The organism is Mesorhizobium sp. ES1-1 (assembly GCF_020164785.1).
Lineage (GTDB): Bacteria > Pseudomonadota > Alphaproteobacteria > Rhizobiales > Rhizobiaceae > Mesorhizobium.
In genome coordinates, this window is sequence record NZ_JAIUGX010000001.1 from 590,584 (window position 1) to 607,764 (window position 17,181).

A 17,181-nucleotide genomic window follows, 5' to 3' on the forward strand; every position below is an offset into this window, starting at 1 on the left:
TCGTCTGACAAGACAGGGGTCCTGCCCAAGGCAGGGCCCCCTTTTCGTTCACCAGCGAGCCCGGTATTGTCACCGAACTCGCCGGCAGTGTTTGCCGACCTCTCAAGGAGCGGTGGTCCCATGGCCTCGACGATTTTGGAGATGCGTGACATCACCAAGACGTTCCCCGGCGTGAAGGCGCTGTCGAACGTCAACCTCAGCGTCGAAGAAGGCGAGATCCACGCCGTGGTCGGCGAGAACGGCGCCGGCAAGTCGACACTGATGAAGGTGCTCTCAGGCGTCTATCCCGCTGGGACCTATGACGGCCAAATCATCTTTCAGGGCCAGGAATGCCAATTCAAAGGCATCCAGGATAGCGAGCACAGGGGGATCGTCATCATCCACCAGGAGCTTGCGCTGGTGCCGATGCTGTCGATCGCCGAGAATATTTTCCTTGGAAACGAGCATGCCAAATACGGCGTCATCGACTGGGACGCCAATGAAAACCGTACCCGCGCGCTGCTGAAGAAGGTGGGCCTCAGGGAGGACCCCAAGACGCTGATCACCAATATCGGCGTCGGCAAGCAGCAGCTGGTCGAGATCGCCAAGGCGCTCAGCAAGGAAGTCAAGCTGCTGATCCTCGACGAACCGACCGCGTCACTCAGCGAAAAGGACAGCCAGGCGCTGCTCGACCTGCTGCTGGAATTCAAGCGGCAAGGCATGACCTCGATCCTGATCTCGCACAAGCTCAACGAGATCAACCGCGTTGCCGACAAGGTGACCGTCATCCGTGACGGCCGCACCATCGAGACGCTTGCCAAGCAGGACATCTCGGAAGACCGCATCATCACCTCGATGGTCGGCCGTTCGCTCGACGACCGCTATCCGCCGCGCGATCCGCACATCGGCGAGGTCGTGTTCGAGGTAAAGAACTGGTCGGTCTACCATCCCCTCCACGCCGACCGGCAGGTGATCAAGGGGATCGACATCAATGTGCGCAAAGGCGAGGTTGTCGGCATTGCCGGACTGATGGGCGCGGGCCGCACGGAATTCGCCATGAGCCTCTTCGGCAGGTCCTACGGCCGCCGCATCAGCGGTGAGGTTCTGCTCAACGGCCAGCCGATCGACGTGTCGTCGGTGAGTAAGACCGTGGAACACGGCGTTGCCTACGTCACCGAAGATCGCAAGACCTACGGGCTGAACCTCATCGACCATATCAAGCACAACATCACGCTTGCCAATCTCGGCGGCGTCTCGCGCCATAGCGTGATCGACGATCTTCGCGAACTCGCCGTCGCCAACGATTATCGCAAGAAGACCAATATCCGCGCCTCCAGCGTCTACCAGATGACCGGCAATCTTTCCGGCGGCAACCAGCAGAAGGTGGTGCTGTCGAAATGGCTGTTTGCGGACCCTCAGGTGCTGATCCTCGACGAGCCGACGCGCGGCATCGATGTCGGCGCCAAGTACGAGATCTACACCATTATCGCGCGGCTCGCAGCCGAAGGTAAGGCGATCGTGGTGATTTCGTCGGAAATGCCGGAACTGCTCGGCATCACCGACCGCATCTATGTCATGAATGAAGGGCGGATCGTCGGCGAAATGCCGGCGTCGGATGCAAGCCAGGAAAAAATTATGCGCGCCATCGTTCGGGCGGAAGGAAAAGCAGCATGAGCACAGAAAGCGCCCCCGCGCCGAAGAGCAACGTCGCCGAAGACGTGCAGCAGGGTCCACGGGTCGCCGTCTCGGCGCTTATGACGAACCTGCGTGAGTACGGGCTGATCCTGGCGCTGATCGCCATCATGGTGTTCTTCCAGTTCACCACCTCGGGAACGCTGTTCAAGCCGGTCAACCTCAGCAATCTCATACAGCAGAACTCCTTCATCATCGTGATGGCGCTCGGCATGCTGCTGGTCATCGTGTCCGGCCATATCGATCTCAGTGTCGGATCGGTGGCGGGTTTCATCGGCGCCCTGGCGGCAATGATGATGGTCATCTGGCCGCTTGGTCCTCTCAGCAACCCGCTCGTCGTTTCGATCATCTGCCTGATCATGGGGGGCTTGATCGGCGCGGCCCAGGGCTACTGGATCGCCTATCATCGAATACCGAGCTTCATCGTGACCCTCGCCGGAATGCTGATCTTCCGCGGCATCTGCCAGGCCCTGCTGGGCGGAGGCTCGTCCGTGGGCCCGCTTCCGCCCGAATTCAAGGCGCTCAGCTCCGGCTTCATCCCGGATGTCATCGGGCCGCTTACTCTGATCCCGCCGACGGTCAACGCGGCCGGCAAGACCATCATGGGCAGCGGACTGACGCTGCATATGACGACGATCGTGCTGGGTGTGTTGGCTGTGCTGGCCTATGCCTATTTCGGGCTCAGCACCCGGCGCAAGCGCGAGAGGCATGGCTATGAGGCCGAGCCGTTCGTGCTGTTCGTCGCCAAGACGCTGGTCGGCAGCGCGCTCGCGCTGTTCCTGGTCTATCAGTTCGCCAGCTACAGGGGCCTGCCCGTCGTGCTGCTGGTGATGGGCGTGCTGATCTCCCTGTTTGTCTTCATCACCAAACGCATGACCATCGGCCGCCGCATCTATGCGATGGGCGGCAACGTCAAGGCCGCGCAATTGTCGGGCATCAACACGGAGCGGCTAACCCTGCTGGTGTTCGTCAATATGGGCGTGCTGTCGGCGCTGGGCGGCCTGATCATTGCTGCGCGGCTCGGCCAGGCCGTGCCGGCGGCAGGATTGGGGTCCGAACTCGATGTCATCGCGGCCGTCTTCATCGGCGGCGCCTCGGCGATGGGCGGCGTCGGCCAGGTGATCGGCGCCGTGGTCGGCGGCTTCATCATGGGTGTCATGAACAACGGCATGTCGATCATGGGCGTCAATGTCGACTGGCAGCAGGTGGTCAAGGGGCTGGTGCTGCTCGGCGCCGTCATCTTCGACGTCTACAACAAGAACAAGGCCTGACAGGCTTTAGGCGAGGCAAGCAGGAGGCATGCGGTCGCTGCGCTGACGGTAAGATTACCGGCATGAAAGCCCCTCCGGGGCCAGCGTAGCAGCGCTATCCGGACGACGATTCTTCACCCGTGGCAAGGCAACGTCCGAGCCGCGCAGGCCGGGGTTTGCCAGGAGGCAGCCAGGCCAAGGCACATGAGAGAGGACTGATCATGCTGATCTCGCAAATTCTCGACGACGCCGAGACCATCCGTGTCGTTGCCCGCAATGGCGGCAAGACAAGGGTCATCAATGGGGCGCGCAGCGTCTACTCGCTCGCGATGGAAGCTGCCCGTACCGGTGTCGGCCTCGTCGCCCTGATCGAGCGCAAGGGACTTGCCGAGACCATCGACCTCGATGCCGCCTATAAGAAGGGACGGCTGTTGTCGCCGATCAATCATCCCGATCCGGCCCATCTGCATCTCACCGGCACGGGTCTGACGCATCTGGGTTCAGCCGCGACGCGCGATTCCATGCACAAGAAGCTCGGCGAAAGTGGCGAGGAACAGCTGACCGATTCCATGAAGATGTTCCGCATGGGACTGGAGGGCGGCAAGCCCGCGAAAGGCGAGATCGGCGTTCAGCCGGAATGGTTCTACAAGGGCAATGGCACCATGGCCGTGGCGCCGGGCGCCCCACTCCTGTCGCCGGCCTTTGCCAAGGACGCCGGCGAAGAGCCCGAGGTGGCCGGCATCTATGTGATCGGCGATGACGGTGCCCCGTTCCGCGTCGGCTTCACGCTGTCGAACGAGTTTTCCGATCATGTGACCGAGCGCGTCAACTATCTGTTCCTGGCGCATTCCAAGCTGCGCAACGCCTCTTTCGGACCGGAGATCCTTATCGGTGAGCTGCCGGCCGATATAAGAGGCAGATCACGCATCTGGCGGGACAACCAGCTGCTGTGGGAAAAGCCCTTCCTCTCGGGCGAAGCCAACATGTCTCACACCATCGCCAATCTCGAGCATCATCACTTCAAGTATACGGCCTTCCGCCAGCCGGGCGACGTGCATGTGCATATGTTCGGCACGGCCACCCTCTCTTTCGCAGATGGCATCAAGGCCGAGGCCGGCGACATGTTCGAGATCGAAGCCGGGGATTTCGGACTGCCGCTGCGCAACCCGCTCGAAATCGAGCAGCCGGTGAACGTGGCCGTCAAGGCGCTGTGAAATAGCGCACCTTTCCTTCTCCCCTTGTGGGAGAAGGTGGATGGGCGAGCAGCGCCGAAACGGTTGAGGGTTGTTCCAGCGCAGTGAGGCGTTTGTGTTCCCTGGAACACCCCTCATCCGCCCTCGCTTCGCGAGGCCACCTTCTCCCACAAGGGGAGAAGGACAAACGCGATCGGCAGCTTCAACCTCAATAAATATCGAAATCGAAATACTTCGCCTGGATCTTCTTATAGGTGCCGTCGGCAACGATTGCATCGATCGCCGCATTGAGCTTGTCGCGAAGTGCGGTGTCCTCCAGGCGAACGGCGATGCCGGCCTGCGTCTCGGTGCCCTTGACGTCGCCGACCAGCTTGCAGCAATCTTCGCTCGCCTTCTTCAGCCAATCCACCAGCACGAACTTGTCGGAGATGACCGCGTCGAGACGGCCGTTCTGCAGGTCTGTGATCGCCTCTTCCTGGGTCGGATACAGCTTGGCTTCGGCACCCGCCTTGCCGTAGGAATTCTGGGCATAGTCCGCTTGGGTGGTCGACGCCTGGGCGCCGACGGTCTTGCCGGCAAGGGCGGCAGGCTCGGTGGAGGTGATGTCACTGTCCTTCGGCGCCACCAGGGCGAGAGGGGTGGTGTAGTATTTGTTGGTGAAGGCGACCTGCTTCTTGCGCTCCTCGGTGATGCTCATCGATGCGATGATGGCATCGAACTTCTTGGCCTGCAGGGCGGGAATGATGCCGTCCCAATCTTGCGTGACGATCTCGCACTCGACCTTCATCTGCGCACACAAGGCGTTGGCGATGTCGATGTCGAAGCCGACAATCTTGCCGTCCGAGGTGATGGTGTTGAAGGGCGGATAGGCGCCCTCGGTGCCGATCTTCAGCTTCTCCGCCGCCTGGGACAGTGAGCTGGCCGCCACCATGAAAATTGCGGCACCCGCTGCCGAAACGATCCATTTGGAAATCTGCATTTTGTTGTTCTCCTTGAAAGCACGACGCTGAAAATCGTCAGGTCAGCCAAGCACGACGGCCCCGCGCGCACAAGTCCGTTGCCGGATGGTCGCGGAACTCAGCGCGCGGCTCGAAAATGCTTGGAAAGCTTCAGGCCCTGCGCCTGGTAGTTTGAGCCGAGATCGGTGCCGTAGAGCGCTTGAGGCCGCCTCAGCATATGCTCGTAGACCAGCCGTCCGACGATCTGGCCATGGTCGAGGATGAACGGCACTTCGTGGCTGCGCACTTCAAGCACCGCCCGGCTGCCGGTGCCGCCCGAGGCCGAATGGCCGAAGCCAGGATCGAAGAAGCCCGCATAGTGGACGCGGAATTCGCCGACCAGCGGATCGAACGGCGTCATCTCGGCGGCGTAGAGCGGCGGCACGTGCACGGCTTCCTGGCTGACCAAGATGTAGAATTCGTCGGGGTCGAGCACCAGCTCACCGGCGCCGCTCTTATGGAGCGGCTCCCAGAAATCGACCACATCCTGCGCGGCACGCTTGTCGACATCGACGAGGCCGGTGTGGTGCTTGCCGCGATAGCCAACCAGCCCGTCGCTGTCCCCGTTGAGATCGATCGACAGCGCGATGCCGCCGCCCGAAATATTCGGCGGCTCGGTGGCGACCAGCATTTCGGCGCCATGCAGTTCATGCAGTTCGGTTTCCGACAGCAGCGCATTGCCGGTGCGGAAGCGGATCTGAGACAGGCGCGAGCCGGTGCGCACGACGATCGGGAATGTGCGCGGGCTGACCTCAAGATAGAGCGGACCGTTATACCCGGCCGCGATCTTGTCGAACTCATGGCCTCGGTCGGTCATCACCCGGGTGAAGATGTCGAGCCGTCCGGTCGAGCTCTTGGGATTCGCGGAAGCCGAGATCTCGGCTGGCAATGCCAAGCTTTCCAAGAGGGGCACGATGTAGACGCAGCCCGTTTCCAGCACCGCGCCCTCGACCAGATTGATCTCATGCAGCTTCAGCCGGTCGAGCTTTTCCGAAACCTTGTGGTTGGGACCCGGCAGGAAGGAGGCGCGCACCCGCCAGGCCTTGTCGCCGAGCCTGAGATCCAGGCTCGCCGGCTGGATCTGGTCGGCATCGAGCGCACGGGGCGACTTCAGCGCACCGCCCTGGAACAGCGCCGAAATGTCCTGATCGGGAAGAATGCCTGTCTGCCGCAAAGGCTTCGCTCCTAGGCCAGACGTTTTCATGCCGCAGGTTCTTGCCGCAAACCGGGGAACAATCTTGCTGCACCTGCTTGGTACAAACCTCTTAATCAAGCCGGCAATTGACGCAAGCGTGCCGCAGGTCTAAAGGGTCGTTATCCCGTGGTGATTTGGCCGGTCGGCTTGCAGCCACGTTAAACAAGTCGCTAAAGGACCGTCGGGCCGCAAGGCCGTATGGACCGGTTGCGACTTTCGCCGCCGGTTTTTTTGTGTCTGGAACAAAGCGATGAGCAGCAACAAGCGCAACTGGAAGCCTCAAACAGCCCTCGTGCATGGAGGAACCCTGCGGTCCCAATTCGGCGAGACATCGGAAGCGATGTACCTGACGCAGGGCTATGTCTATGAGACGGCGCAGGCGGCCGAGGCCCGCTTCAAGGGCGAGGAACCGGGTTTCATCTATTCGCGCTACGCCAACCCGACCGTCGACATGTTCGAAAAGCGCATGTGCGCGCTGGAAGGCGCGGAGGATGCGCGCGCCACGGCGTCGGGCATGGCGGCGGTAACGGCGGCGCTGCTGTGCAGCGTCAAGGCCGGCGACCATATCGTCGCGGCACGGGCTCTGTTCGGCTCCTGCCGCTGGGTGGTCGAGACGCTGGCGCCGCGCTACGGCATCGAGGCAACGCTGGTCGACGGCACCGACATCGCCAACTGGGAAAAGGCGGTCAGGCCGAACACCAAGCTGTTCTTCCTGGAGAGCCCGACCAACCCGACGCTGGAAGTGGTCGACATCGCCGCGGTCGCGGCCCTTGCCAACTCGATCGGCGCACGGCTTGTAGTCGACAACGTCTTCGCCACGCCGCTGCAGCAGAAGCCTTTGCAGCTCGGCGCCCACATCGTGGTCTATTCGGCGACCAAGCACATCGATGGCCAAGGGCGCTGCCTTGGCGGCGTCGTCCTGTCCGACAAGAAGTGGATCGACGAGAACCTGCATGACTATTTCCGCCACACCGGCCCGAGCCTCTCGCCTTTCAATGCCTGGACGCTGCTGAAGGGGCTGGAGACGCTGCCGCTTCGCGTGCGCCAGCAGACGGAAAGCGCCGGTAGGATCGCCGACTTCCTCGCCGGACAGCCGCAGATCGACCGTGTCATCTATCCTGGCCGCGCCGACCATCCACAGGCCGATATCGTCAAGAAGCAGATGTCGGGCGGCTCGACGCTGATCTGCGTGGACGTCAAGGGCGGCAAACAGGCGGCCTTCGCCCTGCAGAACGCGCTCGACATCGTGCTGATCTCAAACAACCTCGGCGATGCGAAGAGCCTGATCACCCACCCGGCGACGACGACGCACAAGAATTTGAGCGACGAGGCTCGCGCCGAACTCGGCATCGGGCCCGGCACACTCAGGCTGTCGGTCGGCCTGGAAGATACCGATGATTTGCTGGAAGACGTCGCGCAGGCGCTAAAAGCCGCAAAGTAGGAAAGTTGCGGGCAACCTCAGGCGCTGGACGAAGCCTCTTCAAGCTCGGCCGCCTTGGTGCCGATGGTCATCGCATTGCCACGCCAGTCGACGGCGCCGCCGAGCCAGCCGCGAATCCACATGGCCGGCAGGATCATGTCGCGCGCCATCATTGCCGCGAGCATGCGCGGCGACAGATACCAGCCCTTGGCCAAGGCCAGGGCCCATTCCGGAAGGTAGAAGGCGCCCAGTAAGGCCCCGGCGGCCAGCGGGAGGCTGAAACTGCCGCTCGCGGCCGCAACCAGCGCCAAGGCCAGCGGCACTACAGCGCCGGTCAGGATTTCGGGCGCGAAGAAGAGCGGGAAGGTGACGCGGCGCAGGCGCGCCCATCGGGCTTGGCGCGACCAGATTTCGCCCAGTGTGCGCGGGCCGAGCGGCTGCTCGAAAGGCGCTGCAACAAGATGGACGCGCAGGCCGAGGCCGTTGACCAGCTTGGTTGCCGCCGCATCCTCGGCGATCTCCGCCGCCAACGCCCGGATGCCACCGCTGGCATCGAGCATCGCCTTGTTCCACAGCATGCTCTTTCCCTGCGCGAAGCCTAGCCCCAGCGCCTCGCCCGCATATTGCCAGCGCGCCTGCAGTGTGTTGAGAAAGGCGCATTCGACTTCGGCCCAAAAGCCGGTCGGCCGCGAGCCGATCGGCGTCGAACAGACCAGGCCGGTGTCCGCCCGCCAAGCCGCCACCATGTGCTGAACGTAATCGCGCGGCATCAGCACGTTGGAGTCCGCAAGGATGACCCAGTCATGGCGCGCCGCATCCCAGCCCTTGACGCAATTGTTGAGTTTGGGATTGGCGCTGACACTGTCGTCGCCGATCAGCAGGCGCGCCCGCACCTCTGGAAAGCGGACAATGGCGGCGCGGATCGATCTCACCACCGGGTCGTCGGCCTGGGCGACGCAGAAGATCAATTCATAGCGCGGCCAGTCGAGGGAAAAGGCCCGTTCCAGCGTTTCTTGCGTAAACGGCTCGACGCCACGCGAGGGCACCACGATCGACACCGGCCGCGCTTCGGCCGGAGGCGCGATGTCGGTTCGCCGCCTCAGACGTGAAGCGGCGAGCAGGATGCTGGCGGCGTTTGAAACAATAAGAGCGAGGGAAAGCGTGGCGGCTATGAAGGTAAGGTCCATCGAGATCCGGTCACTCCAGAAAAGTCGGTTCGCTTGATGACCGTTTTCGACAGTTCGACAGAGCGCCGAGTCGCCCGGTTCGCGCACCCGATCATTGTCATGTGTCACTGAAATGACATTCTTTGCCGACACCTGCCTTTCCGGCCGGGCGCGACACAACGCGTCTGTTGACCTGCCGGCGCTGTGCGCCGAAACTTACCCGTATCGTTGGAGCAGCCCATGTACAGCGCCGTCACGCACAATATCGAAGTGCAGGTCAGGCCATTCTATATGGAGGATCGCTCGGACCCCGCAGAGAACCGCTATGTCTGGGGCTACCAGATAACGATCGACAACCAATCGGACGAATTCGTGCAGTTGATGTCGCGCTACTGGCACATCACCGACGGCGCCGGCCGGGTAGAGGAAGTACGCGGGCCGGGCGTCGTTGGCGACCAGCCCGAGCTCAATCCCGGCGATAGCTATCAATACACATCCGGCTGCCCGCTCTCGACGCCATCAGGGATCATGGTCGGGCACTACACGATGCGCAACAGGCGTGGCGAGACGTTCGACATCGCCATCCCCGCCTTCTCGCTAGACCTGCCTGGGACGAGACGCACGATGAATTAGAGGATCCGGTTCCTCGCCCTGCAAAGCGGGGCGAGGAACCGGAGCTTTCCTACTGAGGCGCGAATTCCGCCGGGTCGAAGTCATATTGCGTCGAGCAGAACTCGCACGCGACGTGGATGCCGCCGTCCTCGGTGCTGTCCGCGATCTCCTGCGCGGAGAACCCCTCGAGGATGCCGCGGATCTTGTCTCGCGAGCATGAGCACTGGTCGGCGACCGGAACGCCGCCGAACACGCGCACGCCATGCTCGTGGAACAGCCTGTACAGCAGCCGCTCGGCGCCGATTGTCGGATCGATCAGCTCGGTCGGCTCGACCGTGCCAAGCAGCGCCAGCAGTTCGCGCCAGGAATTGTCAGCGGGATCGTGGATCTCCGCGCGGGGATCGCCATCGCCGCCCGGCAGGTCCGGCACGCGCATGCGTTCGGGCGATTGCGGCAGGAACTGCGCCAGGATGCCTCCGGCGCGCCACTGTTCGCGCGCACCGCCGACCCCCGGCGTCAGCAGCTTGGCGACCGAAAGCCTGATATCGGTCGGGATCTGTTCCGACTGGCGGAAATAGGTCCGCGCGGCGTCTTCCAGCGTTTCGCCATCGAGCTGGACGATGCCCTGATAGCGCTGCGTGTGGGCGCCCTGGTCGATTGTCAGCGCCAGCACGCCGCTGCCGAGCAGAGTCTGCTGAGACGTGTCGCCCGCCGCCACCAGGCCCTCGAGCCTGGCCGCGTCGAAGCGCGCATAGGCGCGCAATGCCGAAGGCGTCGTGAAATCCGCCACCAGCATGTCGACGGGCCCGTCGGTGCGGGTCTGCAGGATGAACTTGCCTTCGAACTTCAGCGAGGTGCCAAGCAGCACCGTGAGCACGCAGGCTTCCGCCAGGAGGCGAGCGACCGGCTCCGGATAGTCGTGACGGGTTAGGATGGCGTCGAGCATCGGCCCGAGCTGGACCGTGCGGCCGCGCACGTCGAGCGGGCCGACCTCGAAGGGAACGACGTGGTCGTCGCCGGCATAGCCGAATTCGCCCAGTTTGCGGTGATGTTCAGCCAATTGATGTGTTTCCAACATGACAAAGCTCCAGGGCGCGGCCATGCCGCCCTCCGGGGCGCATGCGTCGAAACGCGCTTGATTTGCGTGATGCGGCGCAGATAGGCATCGCATCACCGCAGATCAAGCTGCCAGCCGCTTCAAGCGCCAAGGCGCTTCACGCCCCGAGGCACCAGGCGAGCACGGCCTTCTGGGCGTGGAGCCGGTTCTCGGCCTCATCGAAGACGACCGAGTTCGGCCCGTCGATGACCTCGTCTGTCACCTCCTCGCCGCGATGCGCCGGCAGGCAATGCATGAACAGGGCGTCGGGCTTTGCCCGGGCCATCAGCTTGGCGTTGACCTGGTAAGGCGAGAAGACATTGTGCCCACGGGCCCGATGCTCCTGGCCCATCGACACCCAGCAATCGGTGACGACGCAATCCGCCTGGTCGACGGCCTCCTCCGGCGAGCGGGTGAAGTGCAGCTTGCCACCATGCGCCAGCGACCAGTCGACATGCTTGCGCCCCGGCTCGCTGCCCTCGGGGACGGCGACATTGAGATTGAAGCGGAAGCGCGCCGAGGCCTCGAGCAGCGAATGCAGCACGTTGTTGCCGTCGCCGGTCCAGGCAATGGTCTTGCCGGCGACCGGACCGCGATGCTCCTCGAAGGTCATGATGTCGGCCATCAGCTGGCAGGGATGGGTGTCGTCGGTTAGCCCGTTGATGACGGGAACGGTCGCGTTCTCGGTCAACTCCACCAGCCGCTCATGCGAGGTGGTGCGGATCATGATCGCATCGACATAGCGCGACAGAACCTTGGCGGTGTCGGCGATAGTCTCGGAGCGGCCAAGCTGCATTTCGGTGCCCGTCAACATGATGGTCTCGCCGCCGAGCTGGCGCATGCCGACATCGAAGGACACGCGCGTGCGCGTCGACGGCTTATCGAAGATCATGGCCAGCACCTTGCCTTCGAGCGGCCGCGTCCGCTCGCCGGCCTTGAGGCGGGCTTTCCGCACCACCGCGTCGTCAAGCATGGAGCGCAGGTCGCCCTCGGACACGGCGGAAAGATCTGTAAAATGGCGAACTGACATCAGGAATGTTTCCGGATTACTTCGCGGCGGCGGAAGCGATCGCCTCCACAAGGCCCTTGGCACCGGCTCGGATGCGGTCGAGCGCGTCATGAATTTCGGCATCGGTGACCGTAAGCGGCGGCAGCAGGCGGATGACATTGTCGCCGGCCGGAACCGCCAGCAGGTGATGGTCGCGCAACGCCAGGTTCACCTTGGTGTTGGGCATCGCGCATTTAAGGCCGAGCATGAGGCCGGTGCCCCTGATCTCCTCGATCACCTCGGGAAACTCGTCGGCAACCGAGGCTAGTCCCTGCTTGATGAGCAACGCCTTGCGCTGGACATCTTCCAGGAAGCCGTCTTCCAACACCACGTCGAGCACGGCGTTGCCGACGGCCATGGCCAAGGGATTGCCGCCGAACGTGGTTCCGTGCACGCCCGCGGTCATGCCGATGGCCGCTTCATCCGTGGCCAGGCAGGCGCCCATCGGGAAGCCGCCGCCAATGCCCTTGGCGATCGCCATGATGTCGGGCGTAACCCCGGACCATTCATGCGCGAACAGTTTGCCGGTCCGGCCGATGCCGCACTGGACCTCATCGTAGATCAGCAGCAGGCCGTGCTGTTCGCAGAGCTGCCGAAGCCGCTTCAGCGACTGCGCCGACACCGGGCGGATGCCGCCCTCGCCCTGGACCGGTTCGATCAGGATCGCCGCGGTTTCGGGCGTGATCGCCTTCTCGGCAGCGTCGATGTCGTCGAAGCCGACCTGATCGAACCCCTCGACCTTTGGCCCGAAGCCTTCCAGATATTTGTACTGGCCGCCCGCCGCGATGGTCGCCAGGGTGCGGCCATGGAAGGCACCCTCGAAGGTGATGATGCGGAAGCGCTCCGGATGGCCCTTGGCGAAATGATAGCGCCGCGCGGTCTTGATCGCACATTCAAGCGCCTCTGCGCCGGAGTTCGTAAAGAACACCTTGTCTGCAAAGGTGGCGTCGACCAGGCGTTCGCCCAACCGGCTCTGCCCGGGAATCTCGTAGAGGTTGGACACATGCCAGAGCTTGGTTGCCTGCTCGCTCAGCGCGGCGACTAGGTGCGGATGGCCGTGTCCCAGGGAATTGACAGCAATGCCGCCGGCGAAGTCGAGATATCGCTCGCCCTTGTCCGTAACTAGCCAGGTGCCTTCCCCATGGTCGAAGGCCAGGGGTGCGCGCGTAAAGGTCTCGTAAAGCGCCGAACCGCTCATTACATGCGTCTCCGGTACCGGAAAATCAAAAAAGCCGCCAAAGCGGCGGCCTGTGCGGCTTATCGTGTTTTTCGGCCGTGAAGTCAATGAAGACGTCGCATGGAAGCGCGCGCAAAGCCCCTGACGAGGCGCCGGCTCATAAGCGACCGGTGAAGTTGGGGAAAACCGAAAAAAGCGATTCGTGTTGCACTTGGGACTCTTGTCACCGAGTCAGCGCATGGGGTAGTTGTAGTCGAGAAATAACTAGATTTCGTGCGGCGGACCTAATCACCAGATATATGTGGTGTCTGCCCCGGCAAATGGTGCCGGGTCGGGAATGGATTCGGCCCACGCTTAGCAGGAGCGCGGTCTCATGAATTGGACTGACGAGCGGGTAGAACTTCTCAGAAAACTGTGGTCGGAAGGTCTGAGCGCAAGCCAGATTGCCGCCCAGCTCGGTGGGGTCAGCCGCAACGCGGTCATCGGGAAGGTGCACCGGCTGAAACTCTCGGGCCGCGGGCGTGCGACAGCGACGCCGGCACGACAGAAGAAGGCGGCACAGGGATCTACCGTGCAGAAGTCGGTGGCACGTGCCGCCACGGCAGTGCGCCACGTCACGACATCAATCGGTGCGACGGCCCTGCAGACCCAGTTCGACGCCGAGCCGGTGGCACGCAACTATGTCAGGCCGGTCGAGAATGTCGTCGTTCCGATCTCGCGGCATCTGCAGCTCGTCGAACTGACTGAACGCACCTGCAAATGGCCGAACGGCGATCCGCTTTCCGAAGACTTCAATTTCTGCGGCAACGAGGCCGCCGAAACCGGCCCCTATTGCAAGTACCACGCCCGCCTGGCGTTCCAGCCTGCCTCGGAGCGGCGGCGCAGCCGCTGAACAAGATTAGCGAATAGCACGACCGGGCTCAAAGCCGTTCTAGATGCCGATCAGCTATTCGCTATCGGGTGCAGCCAGCATTCGTGCGGCGCCGCGTAGAGATCCGGGTGATCGCGGTGCGAACCGGCGCAGGCTACGCACATCAGCGTAGCGGCGATCAAACAGGCAGGCTCACTCTTGGACGGCTTCAGGAGAGGTCTCCCAATCAGGACACCGGCAGCGTTGCCGATATACTGATCCTGTCGGTGTTGTCACCCTTCGGGCGTTCCGCCGGCATCTGCTCGCCCGTGACGATATAATAAATGGTCTCGGCAATGTTGGTGGCGTGATCACCGATACGCTCTATGTTCTTGGCGCAGAACAGCAGATGCGTGCAGGGGGTGATGTTGCGCGGATCTTCCATCATGTAGGTCAGCAGCTCGCGGAACAGCGACGTATACATGGCGTCGATCTGGTCGTCGCGATCGCGCACGAAGCCAATCTTGTCCACAGTGCGCGACGCGTAGACGTCGAGAACTTCCTTGAGTTGGGTCAGCGCCAAATTCGCGAGGGCCTCGAGGCCGCGGAAAAGGCTGGTCGGCTGGCGCCCGTCGGTGACGGCGGCAACGCGCTTGGCAACGTTCTTGCCGAGATCTCCGACCCGTTCGAGGTCGGCAGAAATGCGGATTGCGCCGACGATCTCGCGCAAATCGGTCGCCATCGGCTGACGCCTAGCGATGATGATGATCGCCTTGTCGTCGATTTCACGCTGCCCTTCATCCAGCACCGCATCGTCGCGTATGACCTTCTGGGCTAGGCCCGGATCGGCATTGACCAGCGCAGCGACTGCCTGTTCGACCATGCGTTCGGCATGGCCGCCCATGGCGGCGATGCGCTTGGACAGGTATTTCAGTTCCTCATCATAGGCGCTGACGATGTGCACGGACTGCATGGACGAAATGCCTTCCCACGGGAGTGTCTTGATTTTAAGTCGTTTCCTCGAATCCCGCTGATACGCTAGCGCGATGACAGAAAAAAGAAACGGTTGCCTGGGAAGTTAGGGTACTAACCGTGCGTCGGCAAATGAACCGAGAACGCCGCGCCGTTGCCGACCTCCGATTTTATTGAAAGCCGGGCGTTATGGCGCGTCAGGATATGCTTGACGATGGAGAGGCCAAGACCGGTACCCTTCTGCGTCCGGCTGGTCTCGACATCGATGCGGTAGAAGCGCTCGGTGATGCGCGGAATATGCTCCTCGGGGATGCCTGGGCCAAAATCCCTGATGATCACATCGATGCCCGGTTCGGCGCCGGCATCGCTTTGCTTGATCGACACCACGACCCGCCCTCCCGACTGACCGTATTTGCAGGCGTTTTCCAGAAGGTTCTCGAAAACCTGAAAAAGCTCGTCGCCGTCGCCGGGAACCTCGAGCGGTCCGTCGGCGAAGTCCCGGTCGATGACAACGTTGGTGTCCCTGGCAAGAGGCCCAAGCGAATCGATGACGCTTTCCAGGATCCGGCGCAGATCGACTGTGGTTCCGGGCTTCAGATATGGCTTCATCTCCAGCCTCGACAGCGACAGAAGATCGTCGATGAGGCGGGCCATGCGGCTGGTCTGGCTGTGCATGATCTGCAGAAACTGTTCGCGCGCCGCCGGATCATTGCGGGCCGGGCCACGCAGCGTTTCGATGAAGCCGGCGATCGAGGCGAGTGGCGTGCGCAATTCATGGCTGGCATTGGCGATGAAGTCTGCACGCATGCGGTCGATCCTGCGTGCTTCACTCTGGTCCTTGAACACCAGCACATAGAGATCGGTGCCATGGCCGACCGAAGACGCGCTTACCCGGTAGGCGCGTTCGACCGGAAGTTTCTCCAAATAGTCGACGGCGTCCGAAGCGACGTCGCCCGAAAGGATGCCGTCCAGCAGGGCCTGCATCTCCGGCGCGCGGAATTTCAACGACAGCGACATGCCGGGCGCGATCCCGCCGAAAGCCGCGAAGGCGGCGGCATTGGCGTGGACGATGGTACCGGCCCTGTCGAAGATGATCAGCGGATCGGCAACGGCGGCGGCAAGATATTCGCCGGAGAGCCGTTGCAGGCCAATGGCCTCGATCGCCAGAGCGCGTTGCGGGGTCTCGCTGGGGACGGCGGCCGGCAACATGGCCGCCGCTACCAGCAGGAGAAGCGCCGGCACCAACACATAGGCGGAGATATCGCCAAAGGCATAGGCGATAAAAACGGAGACGACCCCCGCGGCAAGAAGCCAACGGCTGCTGAACAGCCTGGCCGCGAGGATCCGTGCCCTGGTATTGCGCCCCGACTCGAGGTCAGTCATTCGCTCGCGCGTGCGCGCCCTCCATCCTTTCGGCCAGTTTAAGAACCCTCCGCAGGGCCGGTCCCAGCGCTTGGTCCTGAAAATTGCAATCGATTTTCAGAAAGGATCATGCGCAAATCGAAAGTGCCACAGGGTTAGTGGCCCCAATAGCATGAGTCCACAGACTGGAAAGGGTCCGTCTCGATGAAAAAATCCAAGGAAACTCCTGCAGTGGCGACGTCGACGCCAGTCAAGATCACGGTCGACGGCAAGGAGCGGGAATTCGACATCGACAATCCGACGCTGCCCGACTGGATCGAGGACCACAAGCTTACCGCGGGCGGCTACCCCTACGACGAGAAGATGAAAGGCGACGAGTACGACAAGACGCTCGAGCTATTGCAGATCGAGCTGGTCAAGGCTCAGGCCTGGTTGCAGGCGACAGGCAAGCGTGTCATGGCGCTGTTCGAGGGGCGTGACGCTGCTGGAAAGGGCGGTACCATCTTCGCACTCCACCAGTACATGAACCCCCGAACGGCCCGCAACGTTGCGCTGACGAAGCCAACCGAGGCGGAGCACGGACAGTGGTATTTCCAACGCTATGTGAAACACTTCCCCACGGCGGGCGAATTCGTCACCTTCGACCGCTCCTGGTACAACCGCGCTGGGGTCGAGCCGGTGATGGGCTTCTGCACGCCGGAACAGCACGAGCAGTTCCTCGAGGAGACGCCGCATTTTGAACGGATGATCTGCAATGACGGCATTCATTTTTTCAAGTTCTGGCTGAATATCGGCCAGGAGACGCAACTCGAACGGTTTCACGATCGCCGCTTCAGCCCGCTGAAGAACTGGAAGTTTTCGCCGATCGACATCGCCGGCCTCACCAAATGGGAAGACTACACGAAGGCGCGCGACCTGATGTTCGAGCGCACCCACAAGAAATTCGCGCCCTGGATCATCGTGCGGGCCAATGACAAACGGCGCGCCCGGCTGTCAGTGATGCGCCGCATCCTGCTCTCCCTGCCCTATGACGGACGCGATCTCGACGTGATCGGCAAGGAAGACAAAAAGATCATCGGCGAAGGCCCGTCATTCCTTAGCAAACAGGATTGACGCTTTTCGCGCCGCGCGGGCAAGGCCCCCGCGGCCCTCATGGCGGGGTCCCCGCCGT

General features: G+C 62.5%; 15 protein-coding genes and 1 riboswitch. Of the genes, 7 read left to right on the forward strand and 8 right to left on the reverse strand.

From position 1 onward, the window contains the following. Positions 1 to 120: 120 nt before the first annotated feature. The 3 genes from mmsA (at position 121) to araD1 (ending at position 4,135) form a co-directional block, all read left to right on the forward strand. The gene (mmsA, locus tag LB513_RS02725; protein ID WP_224661895.1) at positions 121 to 1,653 is read left to right on the forward strand and encodes a multiple monosaccharide ABC transporter ATP-binding protein; all 1,533 of its coding nucleotides are present in this window, start codon (positions 121 to 123) and stop codon (positions 1,651 to 1,653) included. Further along, on the forward strand, positions 1,650 to 2,942 hold the full coding sequence (gene mmsB / locus LB513_RS02730; protein WP_224661896.1) for a multiple monosaccharide ABC transporter permease: 1,293 nt from the start codon (positions 1,650 to 1,652) through the stop codon (positions 2,940 to 2,942). Before mmsA ends, mmsB begins: the two co-directional genes overlap by 4 nt. A 200-nt stretch (positions 2,943 to 3,142) precedes the next feature. Further along, on the forward strand, positions 3,143 to 4,135 hold the full coding sequence (gene araD1 / locus LB513_RS02735) for an AraD1 family protein (RefSeq protein ID WP_224661897.1): 993 nt from the start codon (positions 3,143 to 3,145) through the stop codon (positions 4,133 to 4,135). A gap of 187 nt (positions 4,136 to 4,322) precedes the next feature. On the opposite strand, the gene LB513_RS02740 is transcribed toward araD1, so the two are convergent. Together LB513_RS02740 and LB513_RS02745 are read right to left on the reverse strand one after the other, a co-directional pair. After that, positions 4,323 to 5,093 (reverse strand): ABC transporter substrate-binding protein, encoded by a 771-nt coding sequence (locus LB513_RS02740; RefSeq protein ID WP_224661898.1) that lies wholly within the window; start codon positions 5,091 to 5,093, stop codon positions 4,323 to 4,325. A gap of 98 nt (positions 5,094 to 5,191) precedes the next feature. Next, a complete protein-coding gene (locus tag LB513_RS02745; protein WP_411962674.1) occupies positions 5,192 to 6,316 on the reverse strand; it encodes a 2'-deoxycytidine 5'-triphosphate deaminase in 1,125 nt (374 codons plus the stop codon). Between the two features lie 107 nt (positions 6,317 to 6,423). Then, a riboswitch (SAM riboswitch) is annotated at positions 6,424 to 6,501 on the forward strand. A 56-nt stretch (positions 6,502 to 6,557) separates the two neighbouring features. On the opposite strand from LB513_RS02745, the gene LB513_RS02750 reads away from it, so the two are divergent. After that, the gene (locus LB513_RS02750; protein WP_224661900.1) at positions 6,558 to 7,748 is read left to right on the forward strand and encodes an O-succinylhomoserine sulfhydrylase; all 1,191 of its coding nucleotides are present in this window, start codon (positions 6,558 to 6,560) and stop codon (positions 7,746 to 7,748) included. Positions 7,749 to 7,765: 17 nt separating this feature from the next. On the opposite strand, the gene LB513_RS02755 is transcribed toward LB513_RS02750, so the two are convergent. Next, complete coding sequence (locus LB513_RS02755) at positions 7,766 to 8,914, reverse strand: ceramide glucosyltransferase (protein ID WP_224661901.1); 1,149 nt, start codon at positions 8,912 to 8,914, stop codon at positions 7,766 to 7,768. Between the two features lie 219 nt (positions 8,915 to 9,133). Between LB513_RS02755 and apaG the strand changes: the two genes are divergently transcribed. Then, positions 9,134 to 9,526, forward strand: coding sequence for a Co2+/Mg2+ efflux protein ApaG (gene apaG / locus LB513_RS02760; protein WP_224661902.1), 393 nt, complete (start codon positions 9,134 to 9,136; stop codon positions 9,524 to 9,526). 49 nt (positions 9,527 to 9,575) lie between these two features. Here apaG and LB513_RS02765 read toward each other — a convergent pair whose 3' ends face one another. The 3 genes from LB513_RS02765 to LB513_RS02775 all read right to left on the reverse strand — a co-directional run bounded on the left by LB513_RS02765 (position 9,576) and on the right by LB513_RS02775 (position 12,847). Beyond that, positions 9,576 to 10,607, reverse strand: coding sequence for an Hsp33 family molecular chaperone (locus tag LB513_RS02765; protein WP_224661903.1), 1,032 nt, complete (start codon positions 10,605 to 10,607; stop codon positions 9,576 to 9,578). Between the two features lie 112 nt (positions 10,608 to 10,719). Further along, on the reverse strand, positions 10,720 to 11,631 hold the full coding sequence (gene argF, locus LB513_RS02770; protein WP_224661904.1) for an ornithine carbamoyltransferase: 912 nt from the start codon (positions 11,629 to 11,631) through the stop codon (positions 10,720 to 10,722). A 16-nt stretch (positions 11,632 to 11,647) separates the two neighbouring features. After that, positions 11,648 to 12,847, reverse strand: coding sequence for an aspartate aminotransferase family protein (locus LB513_RS02775; RefSeq protein WP_224661905.1), 1,200 nt, complete (start codon positions 12,845 to 12,847; stop codon positions 11,648 to 11,650). A gap of 352 nt (positions 12,848 to 13,199) precedes the next feature. On the opposite strand from LB513_RS02775, the gene LB513_RS02780 reads away from it, so the two are divergent. Continuing rightward, the gene (locus tag LB513_RS02780; RefSeq protein WP_224661906.1) at positions 13,200 to 13,718 is read left to right on the forward strand and encodes a GcrA family cell cycle regulator; all 519 of its coding nucleotides are present in this window, start codon (positions 13,200 to 13,202) and stop codon (positions 13,716 to 13,718) included. A gap of 205 nt (positions 13,719 to 13,923) precedes the next feature. Here the strand turns inward: LB513_RS02780 and phoU are convergent, their stop codons facing one another. Both phoU and LB513_RS02790 read right to left on the reverse strand, forming a co-directional pair. Continuing rightward, positions 13,924 to 14,649, reverse strand: a complete 726-nt coding sequence (gene phoU, locus LB513_RS02785; protein ID WP_224661907.1) for a phosphate signaling complex protein PhoU — start codon at positions 14,647 to 14,649, stop codon at positions 13,924 to 13,926. A 113-nt stretch (positions 14,650 to 14,762) separates the two neighbouring features. After that, positions 14,763 to 16,031 carry an ATP-binding protein gene (locus tag LB513_RS02790; RefSeq protein WP_224661908.1) on the reverse strand — a complete coding sequence of 423 codons (1,269 nt, stop codon included), beginning with the start codon at positions 16,029 to 16,031 and terminating at the stop codon, positions 14,763 to 14,765. Between the two features lie 183 nt (positions 16,032 to 16,214). On the opposite strand from LB513_RS02790, the gene ppk2 reads away from it, so the two are divergent. After that, on the forward strand, positions 16,215 to 17,123 hold the full coding sequence (gene ppk2, locus LB513_RS02795; RefSeq protein ID WP_224661909.1) for a polyphosphate kinase 2: 909 nt from the start codon (positions 16,215 to 16,217) through the stop codon (positions 17,121 to 17,123). Positions 17,124 to 17,181: the final 58 nt, after the last annotated feature.